Annotated in this window: 17 protein-coding genes and 1 pseudogene; 9 read left to right on the top strand and 9 right to left on the bottom strand. The window is 72.8% G+C overall.

Annotated features, from left to right (window positions below; translation table 11 throughout):
- A partial coding sequence (locus tag AQJ66_RS00710) for a YqjF family protein (RefSeq protein WP_244162703.1) occupies window positions 1-787 on the bottom strand: 787 nt, incomplete at its 3' end.
- The gene (locus AQJ66_RS00705) at window positions 780-1349 is read right to left on the bottom strand and encodes a DUF4383 domain-containing protein (protein WP_061914772.1); all 570 of its coding nucleotides are present in this window, start codon (window positions 1347-1349) and stop codon (window positions 780-782) included. The genes AQJ66_RS00710 and AQJ66_RS00705, both read right to left, overlap by 8 nt.
- A gap of 329 nt (window positions 1350-1678) precedes the next feature.
- Between AQJ66_RS00705 and AQJ66_RS36760 the strand changes: the two genes are divergently transcribed.
- On the top strand, window positions 1679-3952 hold the full coding sequence (locus AQJ66_RS36760) for a SpoIIE family protein phosphatase (RefSeq protein WP_079060057.1): 2274 nt from the start codon (window positions 1679-1681) through the stop codon (window positions 3950-3952).
- 12 nt (window positions 3953-3964) lie between these two features.
- On the opposite strand, the gene AQJ66_RS00695 is transcribed toward AQJ66_RS36760, so the two are convergent.
- Window positions 3965-4156, bottom strand: coding sequence for a DUF397 domain-containing protein (locus AQJ66_RS00695; protein ID WP_061914769.1), 192 nt, complete (start codon window positions 4154-4156; stop codon window positions 3965-3967).
- Window positions 4153-5052, bottom strand: coding sequence for a helix-turn-helix domain-containing protein (locus tag AQJ66_RS00690; RefSeq protein WP_061914766.1), 900 nt, complete (start codon window positions 5050-5052; stop codon window positions 4153-4155). The genes AQJ66_RS00695 and AQJ66_RS00690 overlap by 4 nt, the downstream gene beginning before the upstream one ends.
- 171 nt (window positions 5053-5223) lie before the next feature.
- Between AQJ66_RS00690 and AQJ66_RS00685 the strand changes: the two genes are divergently transcribed.
- Window positions 5224-5676: an ATP-binding protein gene (locus tag AQJ66_RS00685; RefSeq protein ID WP_061914763.1), complete on the top strand. Its 453-nt coding sequence runs from the start codon at window positions 5224-5226 to the stop codon at window positions 5674-5676.
- An 80-nt stretch (window positions 5677-5756) separates the two neighbouring features.
- Here AQJ66_RS00685 and AQJ66_RS00680 read toward each other — a convergent pair whose 3' ends face one another.
- A complete protein-coding gene (locus tag AQJ66_RS00680; RefSeq protein ID WP_061914760.1) occupies window positions 5757-5954 on the bottom strand; it encodes an antitoxin in 198 nt (65 codons plus the stop codon).
- A 95-nt stretch (window positions 5955-6049) separates the two neighbouring features.
- Between AQJ66_RS00680 and AQJ66_RS00675 the strand changes: the two genes are divergently transcribed.
- Window positions 6050-6598, top strand: coding sequence for a putative immunity protein (locus AQJ66_RS00675; RefSeq protein WP_208611251.1), 549 nt, complete (start codon window positions 6050-6052; stop codon window positions 6596-6598).
- 282 nt (window positions 6599-6880) lie between these two features.
- On the opposite strand, the gene AQJ66_RS00670 is transcribed toward AQJ66_RS00675, so the two are convergent.
- The 4 genes from AQJ66_RS00670 to AQJ66_RS00655 form a co-directional block, all read right to left on the bottom strand.
- Window positions 6881-7723: an RNA polymerase sigma factor SigF gene (locus AQJ66_RS00670; RefSeq protein WP_061914757.1), complete on the bottom strand. Its 843-nt coding sequence runs from the start codon at window positions 7721-7723 to the stop codon at window positions 6881-6883.
- 147 nt (window positions 7724-7870) lie between these two features.
- Window positions 7871-8671, bottom strand: coding sequence for a phosphatase PAP2 family protein (locus tag AQJ66_RS00665; RefSeq protein ID WP_061914754.1), 801 nt, complete (start codon window positions 8669-8671; stop codon window positions 7871-7873).
- A gap of 1 nt (window position 8672) precedes the next feature.
- A complete protein-coding gene (locus tag AQJ66_RS00660; protein ID WP_061914751.1) occupies window positions 8673-9626 on the bottom strand; it encodes a YihY/virulence factor BrkB family protein in 954 nt (317 codons plus the stop codon).
- A gap of 1 nt (window position 9627) precedes the next feature.
- Window positions 9628-11355, bottom strand: coding sequence for a bifunctional phosphatase PAP2/diacylglycerol kinase family protein (locus AQJ66_RS00655; RefSeq protein ID WP_061914748.1), 1728 nt, complete (start codon window positions 11353-11355; stop codon window positions 9628-9630).
- Window positions 11356-11872: 517 nt separating this feature from the next.
- Here AQJ66_RS00655 and AQJ66_RS00645 point away from each other — a divergent pair.
- The 6 genes and pseudogenes from AQJ66_RS00645 to AQJ66_RS00620 all read left to right on the top strand — a co-directional run.
- Window positions 11873-12067: pseudogene (locus AQJ66_RS00645) on the top strand (alpha/beta fold hydrolase); the annotation flags it as partial.
- A 170-nt stretch (window positions 12068-12237) separates the two neighbouring features.
- Complete coding sequence (locus AQJ66_RS00640; protein ID WP_159052515.1) at window positions 12238-12819, top strand: hypothetical protein; 582 nt, start codon at window positions 12238-12240, stop codon at window positions 12817-12819.
- A 100-nt stretch (window positions 12820-12919) separates the two neighbouring features.
- The gene (locus AQJ66_RS00635; RefSeq protein WP_061914735.1) at window positions 12920-13324 is read left to right on the top strand and encodes a hypothetical protein; all 405 of its coding nucleotides are present in this window, start codon (window positions 12920-12922) and stop codon (window positions 13322-13324) included.
- A 232-nt stretch (window positions 13325-13556) separates the two neighbouring features.
- Complete coding sequence (locus AQJ66_RS00630) at window positions 13557-14477, top strand: ABC transporter ATP-binding protein (protein ID WP_061914733.1); 921 nt, start codon at window positions 13557-13559, stop codon at window positions 14475-14477.
- Window positions 14474-15841, top strand: coding sequence for an ABC transporter permease (locus AQJ66_RS00625; RefSeq protein ID WP_061914731.1), 1368 nt, complete (start codon window positions 14474-14476; stop codon window positions 15839-15841). Before AQJ66_RS00630 ends, AQJ66_RS00625 begins: the two co-directional genes overlap by 4 nt.
- A 4-nt stretch (window positions 15842-15845) precedes the next feature.
- Window positions 15846-18593 carry a bifunctional YncE/alkaline phosphatase family protein gene (locus tag AQJ66_RS00620; protein WP_061914729.1) on the top strand — a complete coding sequence of 916 codons (2748 nt, stop codon included), beginning with the start codon at window positions 15846-15848 and terminating at the stop codon, window positions 18591-18593.
- Window positions 18594-18660 lie beyond the last annotated feature (67 nt).

The following is an 18660-nucleotide window of genomic DNA, read 5'->3' as shown; positions in this document are numbered from 1 at the left end:
AGCGCTTCGGGCGGCCCGGCGGGAGCCGGACGGGCGGCCCGAACCGGACCGGCACGCCCGGGGCGTACAGGACGCTGACCGGCTCGCCCGACGGCGGGGTGAGTCCGGCCGCCGCGACCACCGAGGCGTCCCAGCCGAGCAGGTGGCACCGCCGGAACGTCCAGGCCGGGTGGCTGTTGGGCAGGTAGTACGTGCGTGTCCACAGGCTCTCGTGCAGCCCCCAGCGGTAGGTCAGGAACTCGTCCAGCGGCCGCGGTGCCACGGTCTCGTTCCCGACGCCGATCCAGGCGTGCGCGTCCGTGCGGGTGTCGCCGCGTCCGCGCGTGCGGTACAGCAGCCGGTTCCCGTACCACCGGCGGGACGTCTGCGACCAGCGGTACGGCAGTCCGAAGCCCGCCCGGGCCGCGAGGACGGGCAGCAGCCGGTCGCAGTCCAGGGAGCGGAACACCACCCCGCGCCGCCCGAGCGCGTCCCTGCTGTACAGGCGCACGTTGACCTCGGTGAACGTACCGAGGTAGGGCAGCGGGGGCGTGTGCCCGAAGGCCAGGTCCCGCATGGCGAAGAAGACGAGGCCGACGTAGGTGCGGCCGTGGAAGAGGTCGGGCGTCGTGCCGGGCGGCAGCAGCCCGGCGACCTCGAAGGGGTCGGCCTCCCAGTGGAGGAAGACGAGGTCCTGCCACCACTGGCGGAACAGCACCCGGTGGACGGGGCGGGGCGGGACGGCGGTGAGCGACTCGGGGTGCCCGCCGTGCAGCACCGGCCCCCGCCCGTCGGCCCGGTCAGGCACGGGGCCCGTCGACCGGGGCGGCGGCAGCCGCCCTCGGCGCACCGGCGAGGAGTGCCTGGGCGTGCTGCCGGCGCCGGGCGGCCAGCCGCTCGCGCGCCGCCTCCCTGGGGTGCCGGCGGCGCCAGTACGGGTTGTCGTGCGGGAGCCTGCCCGACACGCGGCCGTACATGCCGAAGGTCAGGATCAGCAGTCCCATGACGAACGTGAACAGGACGTTCGTCATGCCGAAGTCCAGGATGTTGGCGGGCCGGTCCAGGATGAAGATGTGGACGAAGCCGCTGAGCAGGAACAGCGTGCCCACGGCCATGTTGAGCGTCGAGGCGATGTTTCCGCCGACCACGGCACCGCCGATCAGCAGCAGCCCGAACACCACGGAGATCAGGCTGAGCAGTCCGTTGGTCGACAGGCCCGCGATGCGGGTTCCGTCGGTGTCGAAGGGGCTGAGTTCGTCGGCGAAACCGAGGCAGCCGAACAGCAGGAGGATCGCACCGCACAGTCCGGCGCCGTACCGGTAGACGGTGGCGAGCCTGTGGTCCACAGGCAGCTCGTCGCGAAGCCTCATGACACGTCCCTTCCGCGTACGTCCCTTTCGTCCTGCGAGTTGATTCCCGGCGAGGCCCGGAAAAGGTTGCAGCGGTCCCGCACCGAATTTCGCCGCCCGCGTGTCTGCGTCCCGTCGGCGCGCCGGTGACCGGGCGGACGCGGGCACGGAGCGGTCACCTTGCCGCCCGTCGCCGACAGGTTCGGACAGTGTCGCGTCACTAAACGACATGTCGCCGCGCCGCCGTGCGGACTGCACTGGAATGGCCCGTCTCATGAAGAGCCCGGGGGGGCAAGGAGAAAATGAGCGACCTGGCCGCAGCAGTACCACCACAGCACGCCGCCGGCACGATGGCGCGGGGCACGTGCCCGTGCGGTGCCCCGGCGCCCCGGGCAGGGGGTCCGGGGGCCGCCGAGGAGAAGTTCCGTGGACTGCTGGAGGCGGCGCCGGACGCGATGGTGATCGTCGACGACAGCGGCCTGATCCGCCTGGTCAACGCCCAGACCGAGGCCCTCTTCGGCTACCGCCGCGAGGAACTCCTCGGCCGCCCCGTCGAACTCCTCGTCCCCGGCCGCTTCCACCGGCACCACACCGAACACCGCAACGCCTACACCCACAACCAGCAGGTCCGCCCCATGGGCGCCGGACTCGACCTCTACGGACTGCGGAAAGACGGCACCGAGTTCCCCGTCGAGATCAGCCTCAGCCCCCTGCAGACCGCCGACGGCCTCCTCGTCTCCGCCGCCGTCCGCGACGTCAGCGAACGCAAAGCCGCCGAAGAAAGGTTCCGTGGGCTGCTGGAGGCGGCGCCGGACGCGATGGTGATCGTCGACGACAGCGGCCTGATCCGCCTGGTCAACGCCCAGACCGAGGCCCTCTTCGGCTACCGCCGCGAGGAACTCCTCGGCCGCCCCGTCGAACTCCTCGTCCCCGGCCGCTTCCACCGGCACCACACCGAACACCGCAACGCCTACACCCACAACCAGCAGGTCCGCCCCATGGGCGCCGGACTCGACCTCTACGGACTGCGCAAGGACGGCACCGAGTTCCCCGTCGAGATCAGCCTCAGCCCCCTGGAGACCGCCGACGGCCTCCTCGTCTCCGCCGCCGTCCGCGACGTCAGCGAACGCAAAGCCGCCGAAGAGCGCATCAACGAACTCGCCGCGCTCGTCGAGTCCTCCCAGGACGCGATTCTCGCCAAGACTCTCGACGGCCACATCACGTACTGGAACGCCGCGGCCCAGCGGCTGTACGGGTTCACGGCGGACGAGGTGCTGGGGCGGCACGTGTCCGTGCTGGCGCCGCCCGAACGCGGGGACGAGATCACGGCGCTCCTCAAGCGGCTGCGCCGGGGCGAGAAGGTCGAGCACTTCGAGACGCTGCGGGTCACCCGCTCCGGCGGTCTGCTGGACGTCGACGTCACCCTCTGGCCGACGCGGGCCCGCAACGGCCGGGTCGTCGGGGCCTGCGCGATAGTCCGGGACATCAGCGACCGCAAGCGCGCCGAGGCGGAGCTGACGGAGCTGTACGAGCAGCAGCGGCACATCGCCCTCACCCTGCAGCGCAGCCTCATGGGCACGCCGCCCGCCATCCCCGGCCTCGCCACCGCCAGCCGCTACCGTCCGGCGACCCAGGGCGCGGGGGTCGGCGGCGACTGGTTCGACCTGATCCCGCTGGGCGCCGGCCGGGTGGGCGTGCTGATCGGCGACGTGATGGGCCGGGGCCTGGAGGCCGCCGCCGTCATGGGCCAGCTCCGCTCCGCCGCGCACGCACTGGCGAAGACCGGGGTGCAGCCGCGGCAGCTGATGCAGACGATGGAGAGCGTCGTCGCCGACCTCGACGTCCCCGACCAGCTCGTCACCTGCTGCTACCTGGTCATCGCCGCCGACACCGGCGAGGTGACGATCTGCTCCGCCGGTCACCTGCCGGTCCTCGTCACCGCCCCCGGCCGCAGCGCCCAGGTACTCCCGGCGCCCGTGAACGCTCCCCTGGGCGTCGGCGGCATCATCTACGAGCAGTGCCGCGCCTCGGTCGCGCCCGGCGCCACCCTCGTGCTGTACACGGACGGGCTGATCGAGACCCCGGGCACCGACATCGAGGACCAGCTCACCCAGCTGATCGCCACGCTGGACCAGCTCCCCGGCGCCCCGCCCGACCTGGAGGCGGCCGCCGACCACGTGCTGTCGACGCTGCTCCCCGACGCGGACGGGCACGACGACGTGACGCTGCTGCTGACCCAGTTGCCGGCGGCTCCCCTGGCCACGGTCGCGACGGACCTGCCCGCCACCGCCGCGTCCGTCCCGGCGGGCCGCGACTTCCTGGCGAAGGCGCTCCTCACCTGGGGCTGCGAGCGGACGGCGGACGACGCGCTGCTGCTGCTCTCCGAGGTCCTCACCAACGCCGTCCAGCACGCCCAGGGCCCGCTCGGCGTGCACATGTGCCGCACGGACACCGCCCTCACCGTGGAGGTCAGCGACCGCAGCCTGCACCTCCCCCAGCCGCGCCTCGCGGCGGAGGACGACGAGTCCGGCCGCGGCCTGCTGCTCGTGCGGGCCCTGGCCGACGACTGGGGGGTCCGCCCGACGGACGACGGGAAGACGACGTGGTTCAGCCTGAAGTTGTGACCGTGCGGCGGCTCAGCGCTGCGACGCGAACCGCACGAACCGCCCCCAGCGCTCACGGCTCACCGCGAAGGCGGGGCGGGTCACGTCCTTGGAGTCCCTTACGTGGACGGCCTGTTCGGCGATCGCGACCTCCACGCAGCTGTCGCCCTGGCTGCCGCTGTAGCTGGACTTGAACCAGGCGAGTTCCGTCGTACCGCTGCTCATAGCTCTCCTCGCAGTCGCTCCAGCAGGGCCCGGGATTCGTTGGGGCTCAGGGCCTGCGAGCGCAGTGTTTCATAGCGCTGACAGAGCAGACTCACCTGTTTCGGGTCGGAGATCAGCCGCCCGTTCTCCTGTCCCTCGGAGTAGCCAAGTCGCCGTCCCTCGGGGGTCTCCAGGACCTGCACGGGACCGTCCAGACACGCGTGCAGCCCCGCCTCGAACGGCACCACCTGAAGCGTCACGTTGCGCGGTGCGCTGCGCTCCAGCACATGGTCCAGCAGCTCACGCATCATCTCCGCGTCCCCGAACCGCCGCCGGAACACGTGCTCCTCGACGATGAAGCTGAACGGCACGGTCGGCCGCTCCCGCATCATCGCCTGCCGTTCCATTCGGGCGGTGAGCTGCTGCTCCAGCTCCTCGTCGGTGCGCAGCGGGATCGTGCCCTCGAACACCGCCCGCGCGTACGCCTCCGACTGCAGCAGCCCCGGCACCAGCCGGCACTCGTAGGTGCACAGGCTCACCGCCTCCCGCTCCAGCCGGGCCCACCGCCGGAACCACGCCGCGAGGCCCGCCTCGCCCCGGGTGAGATGGCGGGCGGCCTTGCGCAGCGCGCCCGTGTTGCCGAGCGCCTCCTCCGCGCGTTCCACGAACGCCTCGTCCGGCATCCGGCGGCCCAACTCCACGGATTCCACGGTGTGTTTGGAATAGCTCACCCGGGCGCCCAGGTCGGCCCGGGTGAGCCCCGCGTGCTCGCGCAACGCCTGGACGAACGCGCCGAACGTGCGCAGACTGTCCGACGGATGGGGCTCGCGCTCCCACTCCCCCGCCGGAACCGCCCGTACGCCGACGCCCCCGGCTCCCTGCTCGACCTCGGCCGCGTCCCCTTCGACGATGCCCATCCGCCGACCCTCTCCTCGTACCGCGCCGCGACGGCCCGTACGCCGCCTCGCGCTCGGCACTCAGCGTGTCGGAGGGCTGTGCGTACTGTCCACTCCGAGTGCCCGTACGCTCACTGCGCGTACGGGGTGCCGGGCTCGCGCGCACCCGCGCCGGGCCGCCACGCTGGCCCCATGAACCACGCGTCTCCCCAACTCAGCGCGCCGACCCGCAGCTTCACCCAACTGCTGTCCTCCACACGCCGCGGCGCCCGGCTCGCACGGCTGCTCGGCGTCACCGAGCTGCGGTCCTGGGGCGCTCCGCCGCATCTCACGGAGCGTGCCGAAGCCGTCGTCGCGGAGTTGGCCGCCAACGCCGTCTTCCACGGCCGCGTGCCGGGCCGCTGCTTCCGGCTGACGCTCGTCCTCGACGCGTCGTCCGGCCGTCTGCGCGTGGAGGTCAGCGACGCTCGCGGGGACCTCCACCCGCAGATCGCGACGGGCGCCGCCGGAGCCGACGCCCTCCGCCTCGGCGGGCGCGGCCTGACGCTCGTCACCGCCCTCGCCGACCACTGGGACTGCGTCCCTTACCCGCCCAGCGGGAAGACGGTCCGGGCGGTGCTGTCGGCGCCCGCCGCCGAGGCGTGAACCGCGCTGGGCGCTTCGCATCCGGAACACGACCGGGCCCCGGCGCGTGGCGCCGGGGCCCGGTTGCGGGTGCCGCGGGTTCAGCGGTCCGTCACTTCTCCGCCGCCGCCGTAGGAACGGTGCACGGCGTCGGCGGCCTTGTCGGTCTGCGCGTCGTACTTGTCCCCCGTGCGCTCGTCGACCATCCGCTCGACACCGTCGACACCCTTGTCGGCCTGGTCCGGATGGGCCTTCGCCATCTCCTTGGCCTTGTTCGCCATGTCTCCCAGCTTGCCCATGAGGTACCTCCCGGCGATACGTGTGTGTCGTACCCGGCGGGGAGTACCCCGGGCACCCCGTTCGAAGCGTGCCGATCCGGTGCATGCTGGGCACCGTGACAGGGGACGCGAGCGAGATCGTTCTGAGCAAGCAGGACCTTCGTGAGGTCGCCGCGTTCGCCGCGGCGTGTGCGGAGGCCGTGCTCGGGGTGTTCGAGGCCGATCAGCCGGACGACGCGCGGCCGCGGGACGCCATCGGTGCCGCATGGGAGTTCGCCCGGGGCGGCGAACGGGGGAAGTCTCTGCGCGACGCGGCGTGGGCGGCACTTAAAGCGGCCAAGGGCGCGGAGACGGCGGCTGCCCGCGAGGCGGCGTGGGCGGCGATGTCCGCGGCAGGCGCCGCCTACCTGCATCCGCTGGCCAAGGCCACCCAGGTCAAGCACATTCTCGGAGCCGGCGCGCACGCGGCCAGGACAGCCGAACTCGTCGCGGGCGACGACCGGAGCGCCGGTGCCGCACGTCTTGAGCAGACGGTGCGTCGTGCCACACCCGCCGTCGTTGACGTGCTCACACGCTTCCCGGCGGCGCCGGGTGGTGGGGGCCGGGTCGGTGAGTTGATCCGCGTCCTGGACACCGGTCTTCGTTCACTCACCTTCGACGGGTGAACGAAGGCCGGCGTCCTGAGGTTCACCTCAGACGCCATGTCGCCGGCGGCACGTCACCGAATGGCCCAAGTGGCCGACCACGGCCGGGAATCGGACTACGACGTGCGCGCCCTCACCTGGGCGACGCGCGCGGCCCCCGGCACGGGCGCCAAGACGTTCCTCGAGGCCCGATTCGCTCGACGGCGCCCCGGTCCCGTCGGGACTTCTTCCGGTGCCGGGCCGGCGTGCCCCCGGCCGCCTGGCGTGTCGTGTGCGGCGGGGCCGGGGCGGCCGGTACGGACGTCAGTGAGCGGTGAGCATGCCCTCGCGCAGGCGGGCGAGCAGGCGCGTGATCAGGCGGGAGACGTGCATCTGGGAGACGCCGAGGCGCTCGCCGATCTGGGCCTGGGTGAGCTCCTCGACGAAGCGCCAGTGGATGATCTTGCGGTCGCGCTCGTCGAGCGCGGCGATCATCGGGGCGAGGGCGTGGAAGTCCTCGACCAGTCCGAGGGCCGCGTCCTCGTCACCGATGAAGTCCTGCAGCGCGGCCTCGCCGTCCTCGCTGCCGCCGATCGCGGCGTCCAGAGAGGCCGACTTGTAGCCGTTCGAGGCGAGCTGGGCCTCGACGACCTCGTTCTCCGGGAGGCTCATCAGCTCGGAGAGTTCCTTGGTCGTGGGGTTGCGGCCCAGCCGGGTGCGCAGCTCCTCCGTCGCCCGGGCGAGCTGGACGCGGGCCTCCTGGAGGCGGCGCGGCACGTGCACGGCCCAGGTGGTGTCGCGGAAGAACCGCTTGATCTCACCGACGATGTACGGGATGGCGAAGGAGGTGAACTCCGCCTCCCGGGACAGCTCGAAGCGGTCGATCGCCTTGATCAGGCCGATCATGCCGACCTGGACGATGTCCTCCATCTCCTCCGGGCCGCGGCTGCGGAACCGGCCGGCCGCGTAGCGGACCAGGGACATGTTCATCTCGATCAGCGTGTTGCGGGCGTAGCTGTACTCCGGCGTGCCCTCCTCCAGCACCGCGAGCTGTGCGAAGAAGACCTTCGACAACTCCCGCGCGTCCTTCGGCGCGACCCGGGACGGGTCCGCGATCTCCGGCACGGCCACCGCCTGTTCGGCAGTCTGCACGGTCGTCGTCGCCATGGTGCGCCCCTCCCTGTTCCACACTCCTGCACCGGTCGGTCCACCTTGACCGGTGAACCCCCGCCTACCCCCGCTCATGACGTACATGCACGGGTTTCCGATAAAAGACTCGGAACGGATGCGCGGGCCGGATGCGCGTACCGTCCCTCAGCGGGTCCGCGGCCGGGGCTCCGGGGTGGCTTCGGTGAGCTCCGGCTCCAGACCGTCGCTCACCGGGGTGCGGCTCCGTCCGGCGTCGGCGCGCCAGGCCTCGAAGGCCCAGGCGGTCAGGGCGACGACGGCCAGGCCCAGCAGCCAGCCGCCCAGGACGTCGCTGAACCAGTGCACGCCGAGGGCGACCCTGGTGAAGCCGGTTCCGAGGACGCAGAGCACGGCGACGCACCAGCCCGCGACGCGCCAGGCCCGCGGCAGGAGGGGGGCCAGGACCAGCATGAAGACGGCGAAGGAGGTCGTCGCCGTCATCGCGTGTCCGGACGGGAAGGAGTAGCCCGGGGCGTGTGCCACCGGGTCCTGCAGCACCGGCCTGGCCCGGCCGACCACGGACTTGACGAGCAGTCCGACGAGCCCGCCGGCCACGGCGGTGACCGTCGCCCAGGCCGCCAGGCGCCAGGCCCGGCGGTACAGGAGCCACACGACCAGCAGCGCGACGGCCGCGCGCAGCGTCACGGGGTCCCAGATCCGGTCGGAGAGCAGGTGCAGGACGGCCGTCCACGCGCGATGGCGGAGGGCGTACTGGTGCAGGTCCTGCGCCGCGGAGGAGTCCAGCCGCGACAGCGGCCGCCACTGTCCCTCGACCAGGGTCAGCAGCAGTCCGAAGGCGACCGCGGCCGCGGCGGCGACGCCGGCGGCGGCCAGCAGCCGCGCGCCGAACCTGCGGTCGGCCTGCCGGCGGCGTTCACGGCGTGCCCGGCGGTCACGGAGGTGCCGCAGGGCGGTCAGGTCGTGCATGTCAGACTCCGGGATCGGCTTGGATCGGGCCGGGGCGGCGGCCGCGCGCCGCTTCCAGCTGCGCGGCGAAGGCCAGCCCGAGGAAGAGGGCGATCGACGTCAGGTAGGCCCACAGCAGCAGGGACATGAAGGCGCTCAGGGGGCCGTAGACGGTGTCGAACGAGCCGCTGAGGTCCAGGTAGAGGCTGAGCAGCCAGGTCAGTGTCATCCACAGCACCAGGTAGACGGCCGCGCCGAAGGCGAGCCAGGTGTAGCCGGGCTGCTTGCGGCGCGGTGACCGGCGGAAGATGACGCTGGCGGACAGGAGCGCGAGCAGCAGCCCGAACGGCCAGCGCAGGACGTCCCAGGCGGCCCGGGTGCTGTCGTGCAGGTGGTAGACGTCCACCGCCGCCGAGGCCAGGTCGTCGCCGGCGATCATGACGATGAACCCGAGGCCGAGCGGGAACCCGGCGCCGACGGACATCAGCAGGCCGCGCAGGTACTTGAGGTGGAAGGGGCGGTCGCGTTCGTTGCCGTAGATGCGGTTGGCGCCCCGCTCGATCTGGCACATGGCGGTGGTGACGTTGACGAGGGAGAAGGCGGCGCCGAACCAGAGGGCGACGGCGGCCCCGTCGCCCGCCGTGCGCCTGCTGCGGTCGAGGGCGTCGTCGACGACGTGGGCGCTCGGTCCCCGGGCGATCCGGTGCATGGTCAGTTCGGCGAGTCTGCCGACGTTCTCGGTGTGCAGGGTGGTCGACAGGCCGACGAAGGCGATGGCCAGCGGGATGACGGACAGCACCGTCTGCAGGGCGAGGGCGCGGGAGTGCGTGAAGCCGTCGGCGTAGCGGAAGCGGAGGAACGCGTCCCGCAGCAGCGACCAGCCGCCGTAGCGGCGCAGCGAAGCCCACGCCTCGTCGCCGGACAGTTCCTCCCCGCCCATGTCCCGGGTCTCGGGGACCTTCGTCGCGGTGCCCATGTCACCGCTCCCGCGCCGGCAGCAGCACGGTCAGGGCGCCCGGCCTGACCTCGGCGGTCAGGTGCCGGCCGGCGGTCACCGGGTCGCCGTCCAGCTCGCGGGGCAGCTCGCTGTCGAAGGTGAACTCCGCGCGCCGGAAGGTGAAGAACTCCACGGGTGCGCCGCCGTCGCCGCTCTCCCGTGCCGCCGTCGTGCCGCCGCGCAGCAGCGTCCACAGGGCGGACAGCCAGCCGCCGAGGCCGCGGGGGTCCAGGATCAGCAGGTCCAGCCGTCCGTCGTCGGCCCGGGCGTCCGGCAGCACGGTCACCCCGCCCTGGACGGTGCCGATGTTGCCGACCAGCACCATGCGGGCCGTGCGGCGCAGGGCGGGCGCGCCGTCGAGACGGACGCTCACCCTCGTGCGCGGGGTGCGCAGTTCGCGCAGGACGGCGAGCACGTAGGTGGGCCAGCCGAGGACGGCCTTGGCGCGGTCGTTGGCGTTGGCGCGCCGCATCGTCGCGGCGTCGAGGCCGGCGCCGGCCATGGCGGCGAAGTGCGTGGGGGGCAGCCCGTCGCCCTCGATGCGGGCGAGGTCGACGCGGTGGGGGGTGCCGCGCAGCGCGGCGTCGAGGGCGTCGGCCGGGGCGAGCGGCAGGCCGAGGTTGCGGGCCAGGAGGTTGCCGGTCCCGCAGGGCACCAGGGCGAGCTGTACGTCGGTGCCCGCCAGGGATTCGGCGGCCGCGCGGAGCGTGCCGTCGCCGCCGCAGACCACGACGAGGGTCGCGCCGTCGCGGACCGCGCCGGCCGTCTGGCCGCCGCCGGGGTCGTCGGCGGTCGTCTCGACGAACACCGGTGCGGTGTGGCCGTGGTGTTCCAGGACGCGGCGCAGGGCGTCGCGGCCGGCCTCGTCGGTGACCGTGGGGTTGAAGATCACGGCGGTGCGGCCGGGGGCCGCCGGCCGGGACGGGCCGGACGTGGGCGTGGACGCGGGTGCGGGGGGTGCGGCGACCGCGCCGTCCGCGAGCAGGGCGCGCCGTGCGATCAGCAGCGACAGGGTTCCGTTGACGAGGCCGCCCATGACGTCGGTGGGGTGGTGCATGCCCCGGTAGAGGCGGGCGAGGCCCACCAGCAGGGGCAGGACGCAGAGCAGGCAGGCCACGACGGTCCGCCACGGGCCGCGCAGCCGGGACAGCGCCAGCAGCGCCAGGCCCCCGTAGATCGCGGTCGCCGCGCCGGTGTGGCCGGAGGTGTAGCTGGACGTGGGCAGGGAGCCGTCGAGGCGGTGCACCTCGGGGCGGTGCCGGTCGACCGCGAAGGTGATGACCAGGAAGACCAGCGACTGCAGGGACACGGCGACGGCGAGGAACACGGCCTGCCGCCACATCGGCAGCCGCGGTATCAGGATCAGCCCCAGGCAGCTCGCCAGGGTGACGCCGATGACCGTCCCGGTGTTGCCCGCCTGCGAGGCGATGGAGGACAGGGTGGTGAGCGTGCCGGTGCGCATCCGCACGAAGGCCTCGTTCACCCCGTCCTCGGCCGTGAGCGGCCACAGGTGGCGGGCGGGGCCGGTGATCAGCAGCCCGAGGCCCACCATCAGGGTGGCCTGACAGACGGTCAGCGCCGCGATCCACCGGACGGACCAGCCGATCCCGCGCGGCATCGCGGGGCGGCTGCGGCCGACGGCTCCGGGTGCTTCGTCAGGCCCGGCGCCCGGCAGTTCGGCGGGTCTCTCCGGCACGGCAGTCGACATCGGTACCCCTCTTGGCTCAGCGCTTGGCGACGGCGTTCGCCGGTGGCTGTCCTCCTCCCCCGGCTCACCGCCGTATGCCCGCTCTGCCGGGGAGCAGACTCGTACAGCCGTGAGACACCGTCAGCACGTGCGCGCGGGTGCCGGTCGACCGGTCGCCTCGGGCCGTTCCGGCTTCTCGGTCGAAGCGCAGGTCGGACAGGTGCCTCGTGCCCGTGGCGTCGCCGTCCCCGGTGCCGGCGCGTGCCGCCCGGGCGGCCAGGATCGACGCCATCACGGTTCCTCCGGGTGTCAGGCGTCGGTGAACGCCCCGTGCACGAGCACGACGGCCGGATGTACGGGGACAGGTGGCATGGCGGTGCCTTCCGATCGGCTGCTGTTCCCCCAGCCAAGTGGGGCCGGCCGCGGAAAGGCATCGCGCGAACGTACCAATCACCACCGGGCAGGGAGTGGTGCGCTCGAGGACAACCGGGGCGGCGGCCGCGTCCTGGCGTGCCGCCATGGCGCGCCGCGCCCGCCGCCGCGCGCCGACGTGCCGGCGCTGATCCTGCACGGCACGGGCGACCGGATCCTGCCCGTCGAGGGCACCGGGCGGCCGTTCCGCAAGGCGCTGCCGTCGGCCGACCACGTGGAGATCGAGGGCGCCCCGCACGGTCTGCTGTGGATCCACGCGGAGGAGGCCAACACCGCGCTCCTCGCTTTCCTGGGGAAGTGAGTGACCCGGGATTCTCACCGGGAATTCGACGCACCTGTACGGACCAGAAAGGGCGCATGATCAAAATGCGATGAGCATCCCATTCCCCCACGATGGCGATGAAGGGCGGAGCGCCGAGCCCGTGAGGGCCGGGCACTCCGCCGAGCCATGCGTGAAAGAAAGAGGGAACCATGACGGCAGCGACGGAGACTCCCACTCGAGAGAAGGCCGGTGCCGGCCAGGAAGAGTTCGGTGAGGAATCCGCCATCGGTCCGCTCCTGCTCGCAGCGATGCTGTCGCGTCGCGAGGAACGCGGTGACGAGTCGATCATCCAGCACCCGCTTCTGCTGGCCGCGCTCATGCGCGGCCGTCGCGAGGAGGGCGGCGAGTCGATCATCCAGAACCCGCTGCTCCTGGCCGCGCTCATGCGCGGCCGCCGTGAGGAGGGCGGCGAGGAGTCCATCATCCAGCACCCCCTCCTGCTGGCCGCGCTCATGCGCCGGCGCCGCGAAGGGGGCGGCGAGTCGATCATCCAGCACCCGCTGCTCCTGGCCGCGCTCATGCGCAGCCGCCGTGAGGAGGGCGGCGAGGAGTCCATCATCCAGCACCCCCTCCTGCTGGCCGCGCTCATGCGCCGGCGCCGCGAGGAGGGCGGCGAGGAGTCCATCATCCAGCACCCCCTCCTGCTGGCAGCGCTGATGCAGCGCCGTGAGGAGCGCGAGGAGCCGATCATCCAGCACCCGCTGCTCCTGGCCGCGCTCATGCGCCGCTGACGGGACATGGCACGCCTGCCCTCCGATCCCGGCGAACCGTCGGCGTCGGGGGGCGGGCCCCGTAAGGAAATCGAGGACTTCGAAGACTTGAGGAACCACAATGGCAGCTGAGTCCGGCGGAGAATCGGAACGGGATCCCCTGGAGGCCTTCATCGACGAGGTCTTCGAGGAAATGATGCGCGATGCCGGCGCCCCGCATGCCGGCACCGGTGTCAAGCACGGCGGAAAGGACCCGCTGGCAGGCGCCCTGATGGAAGCGGCGGTGGCGTACATGGCCAATCCGCCCTCCCGTTCCTCGGAACTGGAAAGGGTGCTGTTCGCGCAGTCCCTCGCGACCGCGCTGGCGGATTCCCTCGCGCCCGCCCTGGCGGAGGTGCTGTCCTCGGAGATCATGAAGGTGCTGACCCACCACGCGGACTCCCACAGCGGTGGCACCCACGAACCCGTCGGTGGCGGCGGGGGCGGCCACCGCACGTCCGGCGCCGGCGGACACGGCCGTTCCTGACCCGACCGCCGGCCCGGTGCCCGTGTGCCGTCCGCCCGCGCCCGCCCCCACGGAGCGCGGACGGACGGCGACGGGCTTCTCCGTGCGTACCGCCCCGGTACGCGGTCCGGTCCCCGCCAAGGCCGCGCGCTTGCCCATGACTTGACCATCAGTTTCCTGAGCGTTCAACCGGCTGCCCCCGCACGCGCCGTGTCCCCTCCCTAGGTTTCCTGCGGGCTGGGGAAGGGGGGCCATGGACGCGTCGCTCGCGGTCCGGGCTCGTGGGATCACCAAGTGCTTCGGTGACGTCGTCGCACTCGACGGCGTCGACCTGGACGTGACCGAAGGCCGGATACACGGTCTCGTCGGGCCGAACGGCGCCGGCAAGACGACCCTGCTCGGCCTGCTGCTGGGCCTGGCCGTCGCCGACCGCGGCAGCCTGGAGATCCTCGGAACACCGGTCGGGCGGGTGCTGTCCGCTCCGGACGGGGTCGCCGGGTTCGTGGACGGCCCGGGTCTGTACCCCTCGCTCACCGCGCGGCAGAACCTCGCCGCGCTGGCCTCCCTGCGCGGCCCGGACGCGCGGACGGCGGGCATCGACGAGGTGCTCGACCAGGTCGGGCTCACGGCGGTCGCCGACGACCGGACCCGCGGTTTCTCCCTGGGCATGCGCCAGCGGCTGGGCCTGGCCGCCGCGCTGCTCACCAGGCCGCGGCTGCTCGTGCTCGACGAGCCGTCCAACGGACTCGACCCCGCCGGGAAGAGGCATGTGCACGGGGTCCTCTCCCGGCTCGCGGCGGACGGCACCGCCGTCGTCCTCTCCAGCCACCGCATGGACGACCTCGAGGCGCTGTGCTCCGAGGTCACCATCCTCGCCACCGGACGCGTGGTCTTCTCCGGTCCCTTGGGCAAACTGGCCGCCGAGAACCGGGAACTGGACTACCGGCTGCTCACCTCCGACCCGCCGGCCGCCCGCGAACTGGCCGCCGCCGTCCGGGGGATCGAGATCGTCGACGCCGGCGTCCTCGTCGTACGCGCGTCCGTGCCCGCCCTGGACGAGCTGGTGGCGCGGCTGGTGGGCGCCGGTGTCGCCGTGCGCGAGCTCGCGCCCGTGGTGTCGCCGCTCGAGACCGCGTTCCTCGCCCTGACGGAGCAGCAGGAGGACGGGCGGTGACCGCGGTCGCCGCCGGGGCCCGGGTGTCCGGCGCGGGGTCCGTCTCCGTGGCGCGCGGCTACCGGTTCGAGCTGGTCAAGCTGGTCTCGCAGTGGCGGATCCGGCTGCTGGTCCTCGCCTGCTGGAGCGTGCCGGGGCTGTTCACCGCCGCGGTGAGCCTGCAGAGCACGCTGCCCACCGACACCCTCTTCGGCCGCTGGATGCACGCCACGGGGTGGGCCGGGCCGCTGGTGACGCTCGGGTTCGCCGGCACCTGGGCGCTCCCGCTGCTGACCTCGGTGGTCGCCGGGGACGTGTTCGCCTCCGAGGACCGGCTCGGTACCTGGCGGCACCTGCTGGTGGCGGTCCGCTCGCCCCGGCGCGTCTTCGCGGCGAAGGCGCTCGCCGGTCTCACCGTCCTGCTGCTGCTCGTGGCCGGGCTGGCCTGCTCCAGTACGGCCGGCGGGCTGCTGGCGGTCGGCGACCGGCCGCTGCCCGGCCTGGACGGCCATCCGCTGGCGCCGGGGGACGCCGCCGCCCGGGTGCTGCTCGCCTGGCTGTGCGTCCTCGCCCCGACCCTGGCCCTCGCGGGCATCGGGCTGCTGGGGTCGGTGGCGCTGGGACGGTCGCCGATGGGGCTGCTGCTGCCCGCGCTCGTCGCCCTCGCGATGCAGCTCGCGCAGATGATGCCGATGCCCGTCGCCGTGCGCCTGGCCCTGCCCACCTCCGCCTTCACCACCTGGAACGGCCTGTTCAGCACGCCGGCGCAGAAGACCCCGCTGCTGATCGGCATCGCCGTCGGCCTGGTGTGGGCGGTGAGCGCGACGGCGCTGGCCCGGCTGCTCTTCCTGCGGCGCGACTTCACCAACCCGGCCGACGACGGCTCAGGGCGTCGCGCGCTCACCCTCGGCGCCCTGCCGCTGGCGGGGCTGGCCGCCGCGACGACGGCGGTCGTCACCGTGACGACCGGGGCCACCGGCTCCGGAATCGCGCAGGAGAAGGTGCAGCGCTCGCTCGCCACGGCGTTCGCGCACCTGTACCGCCTGCAGACCGCCCAACTGGGCCGTCCCGCCGTCACCGAGGCGCGGCTGAGGGCCACGGCGGCGTGCGACAAGGGCAGCGTGCACGTCGCTGCCGAAGGGCCGGGCAACGACTGGCGCTGCGTCGTCTCCTGGCACCTTCCCGGCGTCGAGGCCGCAGGGACGGCCGTCTACCAGCTCGACGTCGCCCCCGACGGGCGGTTCGTGGCCGACGGCGACGGACCGAAGGAAGTCAACGGCTACTTCCTGGTGCGGACCCCTACCGGGGACGCGCCGAACCCGCTCTGGCAGTTCGACGGCACCGTCGAGCTCCTCGCCACCGCGAAGGCCTCCTCGAAGGGATGACTCCATGCAGGTAACACGCCGCAGGCGTGTAGAGAAGGGCAGCCCCGGCCTCCCCGGCAGACGTCCGGGACGCCGGACCCTGGTCGCGGCGGGCGTCACCGCCCTGGCCCTGGCCGCCGCCGGCACGGCTTTCGCCCAGACGCGCCAGTTCGGATTCGACCAGGTCGGCCAGATCACCGACCACGGCCAGGTCGTCTCCGACGACCAGTACATCGCCCCGTACGGCGACCGCCTCGTCGTGAACAACGGCAAGATCATGTCGTCCACGGTCAGCCCGGACGGCACCCACCTCGCGGCCTCGGTCACCGACGGCGGCGCGGCCCTGGCCGTCGTGGACCTGAAGAACTGGACGGTGCAGCAGGTCGTCGGCACCGCCAAGTCCTCCAGCCCGCGCCTCGGCAGCAACAGCGTCGGCCAGGAAGGCCCCACCTACTCGCCCGACGGCAAGCAGCTGTGGCTGGGCCAGACCGACGGCTACACCCGGTTCACGGTGAACCCGGACGGCAGCGTCGCCGACCCCACCACCATCAGGATCCCGGCCGACGGGGCCAAGCACGCCCTCGTCGGCGAGGCGGTGTTCTCCGCCGACGGCTCCACCGTGTACTCCGCGGTCAACGGCCAGAACCGGGTGGTCGCCCTCGACGCGGCGACCGGCGCGGTCGAGCGGAGCTGGGCCGTGGGCAACGCGCCGCGCGACCTCGTCGCGGTCGGCGGCAAGCTGTACGTCAGCAACGAGGGCGGCCGTCCGGCCCGGCCCGGCGACACCACCATCAACTCCTACGGCACCCAGGTGCCCGCCGACCCGGTGACGGCCGCCACCACCACCGGCACCGTCAGCGTCATCGACCTGGCCGACCCGGCCGCCGCCGTCCGCAGCATCGACGTCGGCCTGCACCCGACCGCCCTGTACGCGAAGAAGGGCGCGCTGTTCGTCACGAACACCGCGACCAACGACGTGTCGGTGGTCGACACGGCCACCGACAAGGTCGTGCAGACCATCGCCACCCAGCCGTGGCCGGAGGCGTCGGTGGGCTACGAGCCCGACGCGGTGACGCTCACCGACGACGGCCGGCTGCTGGTGACGCTCGGCCGCGCGAACGCGGTCGCCGTCTACAAGTACACCGCCCCGCAGGAGCCGGTGAGCTACGTCGGCCTGCTGCCGACGGACTACTTCCCCGCGGAGATCGCGACCGTCGGCGACCAGGTCGTGGTCTCCGACACCCGCGGTGTGGACGCCCGCCGGCCCGTCGACCGGGCCGGGCACGCCACCCACGACACGACGTCGAGCGTGCAGCGGTTCACCCTGCCCGACGACAGCGTCATCCGGCACGAGACGGCCAAGGTCTTCCGGCAGAACGGCTGGACCGGCGACTCGGTGAAGCGGGCCAAGGGCGGCCACGCCAAGCCGGTGGCGGTCCCGCAGCGCCTCGGCGACCCGTCGACGATCAAGCACGTCTTCCTGATCGTCAAGGAGAACCGGACCTACGACCAGGTCCTCGGCGACATCCCCGAGGGCAACGGCGACCCGTCGCTGACCGAGTTCGGCGAGAACGTGACGCCCAACCAGCACGCGCTGGCCCGGCAGTTCGGCCTGTACGACAACACCTACGACATCGGCACGAACTCCGCCGAGGGCCACAACTGGCTGATGCAGGCGGACGACCCGGAGTACACCGAGTCCTCGGCCGGCGAGTACGCGCGCAGCTACGACACCGAGGACGACGCCCTCGGCCACCAGCGGACCGGTTTCCTGTGGACCGGCGCGCAGGCGGTGGGCCGGTCGGTGCGCGACTTCGGCGAGTTCCAGCAGTTCCTGACCAAGCCGTCGGGCGCGAGCTGGCAGAACCTGTACTGCGACGCGAAGAACATGGCCGCGACGGGGCAGGACACCGCCTACCCGCTGAACTCGTCCTCGCCGATCCCGTCGCTCAACGACGTGTCGGTGCACGGCTTCCCGAAGTTCGACACCAGCGTCCCGGACGTCTACCGGTACCAGATCTGGAAGCGTGACTTCGAGCGGAACGGGCCGGCGGACCTGAACATGTTCTGGCTCTCCAGCGACCACACCGGTGGTCCGGCGAGCGCCGCCGCGCAGGTCGCCGACAACGACCTCGCCACCGGCAGGATCGTGGACGAGATCTCGCACAGCGCGTACTGGAAGGACTCGGCGGTCTTCGTCGTCGAGGACGACTCCCAGGCCGGCCTCGACCACGTGGACGGCCACCGCGCCCCGATCCAGATCATCAGCCCCTGGGCCCGGCACGGCGCGGTCGACAGCCACTACTACTCGCAGATCACGGTGATCCGGACCATCGAGCAGATCCTCGGGATCCACCCGATGAACCAGAAGGACAGCGCGGCCACCCCGATGCGCGCGGCGTTCACCCGGCACGCCGACTACACGCCGTTCACCGCCCTGCCCAACCGGACCTCGCTGACCGACGGTCTGAGCACGGCGCCGTCCTGCGGCACGGACACCCCGGCACCGCAGGACCCCGCCGCGGCGCCGGTGCCCGCGGCGAAGGTGCCCGCGGCCAAGCGGTCGCTGGCGGCGGAGTGGAACGCCTGGAAGGCCGAGCAGCGGCTGACCGGGCCGCACGCCGTGCCCGACTTCGCCAACCCCGCCCAGATGAACCACTACACCTGGTACCAGACGCACAACTGGAGCAAGCCGTACCCCGGTGAGAGGGGGATCTACGCCCCGCAGGACGTGCCGGGCGCCTACCTGCCGTCGTCGGAGTCCGACGGCTGAGCGGGCCCGTCCCGGACAAGGGGCCCCGGTCCGGCGTCACCGCCGGGCCGGGGCCCTTCGCCGTGCG

Origin of the sequence: Streptomyces bungoensis, from assembly GCF_001514215.1 — a bacterium.
Lineage (GTDB): Bacteria > Actinomycetota > Actinomycetes > Streptomycetales > Streptomycetaceae > Streptomyces > Streptomyces bungoensis.
The sequence above is the reverse complement of the archived record's forward strand: the minus strand, read 5'-3'. Positions and strand labels throughout refer to the sequence as shown.

Bases quoted from the DNA above. Each gene is read 5' to 3' on its own strand.
- AQJ66_RS00705 (WP_061914772.1), bottom strand. From the start codon at position 1,349: ATGAGGCTTCGCGACGAGCTGCCTGTGGACCACAGGCTCGCCACCGTC.
- AQJ66_RS36760 (WP_079060057.1), top strand. From the start codon at position 1,679: ATGGCGCGGGGCACGTGCCCGTGCGGTGCCCCGGCGCCCCGGGCAGGG.
- AQJ66_RS00695 (WP_061914769.1), bottom strand. From the start codon at position 4,156: ATGAGCAGCGGTACGACGGAACTCGCCTGGTTCAAGTCCAGCTACAGC.
- AQJ66_RS00690 (WP_061914766.1), bottom strand. From the start codon at position 5,052: ATGGGCATCGTCGAAGGGGACGCGGCCGAGGTCGAGCAGGGAGCCGGG.
- AQJ66_RS00685 (WP_061914763.1), top strand. From the start codon at position 5,224: ATGAACCACGCGTCTCCCCAACTCAGCGCGCCGACCCGCAGCTTCACC.
- AQJ66_RS00680 (WP_061914760.1), bottom strand. From the start codon at position 5,954: ATGGGCAAGCTGGGAGACATGGCGAACAAGGCCAAGGAGATGGCGAAG.
- AQJ66_RS00670 (WP_061914757.1), bottom strand. From the start codon at position 7,723: ATGGCGACGACGACCGTGCAGACTGCCGAACAGGCGGTGGCCGTGCCG.
- AQJ66_RS00665 (WP_061914754.1), bottom strand. From the start codon at position 8,671: ATGCACGACCTGACCGCCCTGCGGCACCTCCGTGACCGCCGGGCACGC.
- AQJ66_RS00660 (WP_061914751.1), bottom strand. From the start codon at position 9,626: ATGGGCACCGCGACGAAGGTCCCCGAGACCCGGGACATGGGCGGGGAG.
- AQJ66_RS00655 (WP_061914748.1), bottom strand. From the start codon at position 11,355: ATGTCGACTGCCGTGCCGGAGAGACCCGCCGAACTGCCGGGCGCCGGG.
- AQJ66_RS00640 (WP_159052515.1), top strand. From the start codon at position 12,238: ATGACGGCAGCGACGGAGACTCCCACTCGAGAGAAGGCCGGTGCCGGC.
- AQJ66_RS00635 (WP_061914735.1), top strand. From the start codon at position 12,920: ATGGCAGCTGAGTCCGGCGGAGAATCGGAACGGGATCCCCTGGAGGCC.
- AQJ66_RS00630 (WP_061914733.1), top strand. From the start codon at position 13,557: ATGGACGCGTCGCTCGCGGTCCGGGCTCGTGGGATCACCAAGTGCTTC.
- AQJ66_RS00620 (WP_061914729.1), top strand. From the start codon at position 15,846: ATGCAGGTAACACGCCGCAGGCGTGTAGAGAAGGGCAGCCCCGGCCTC.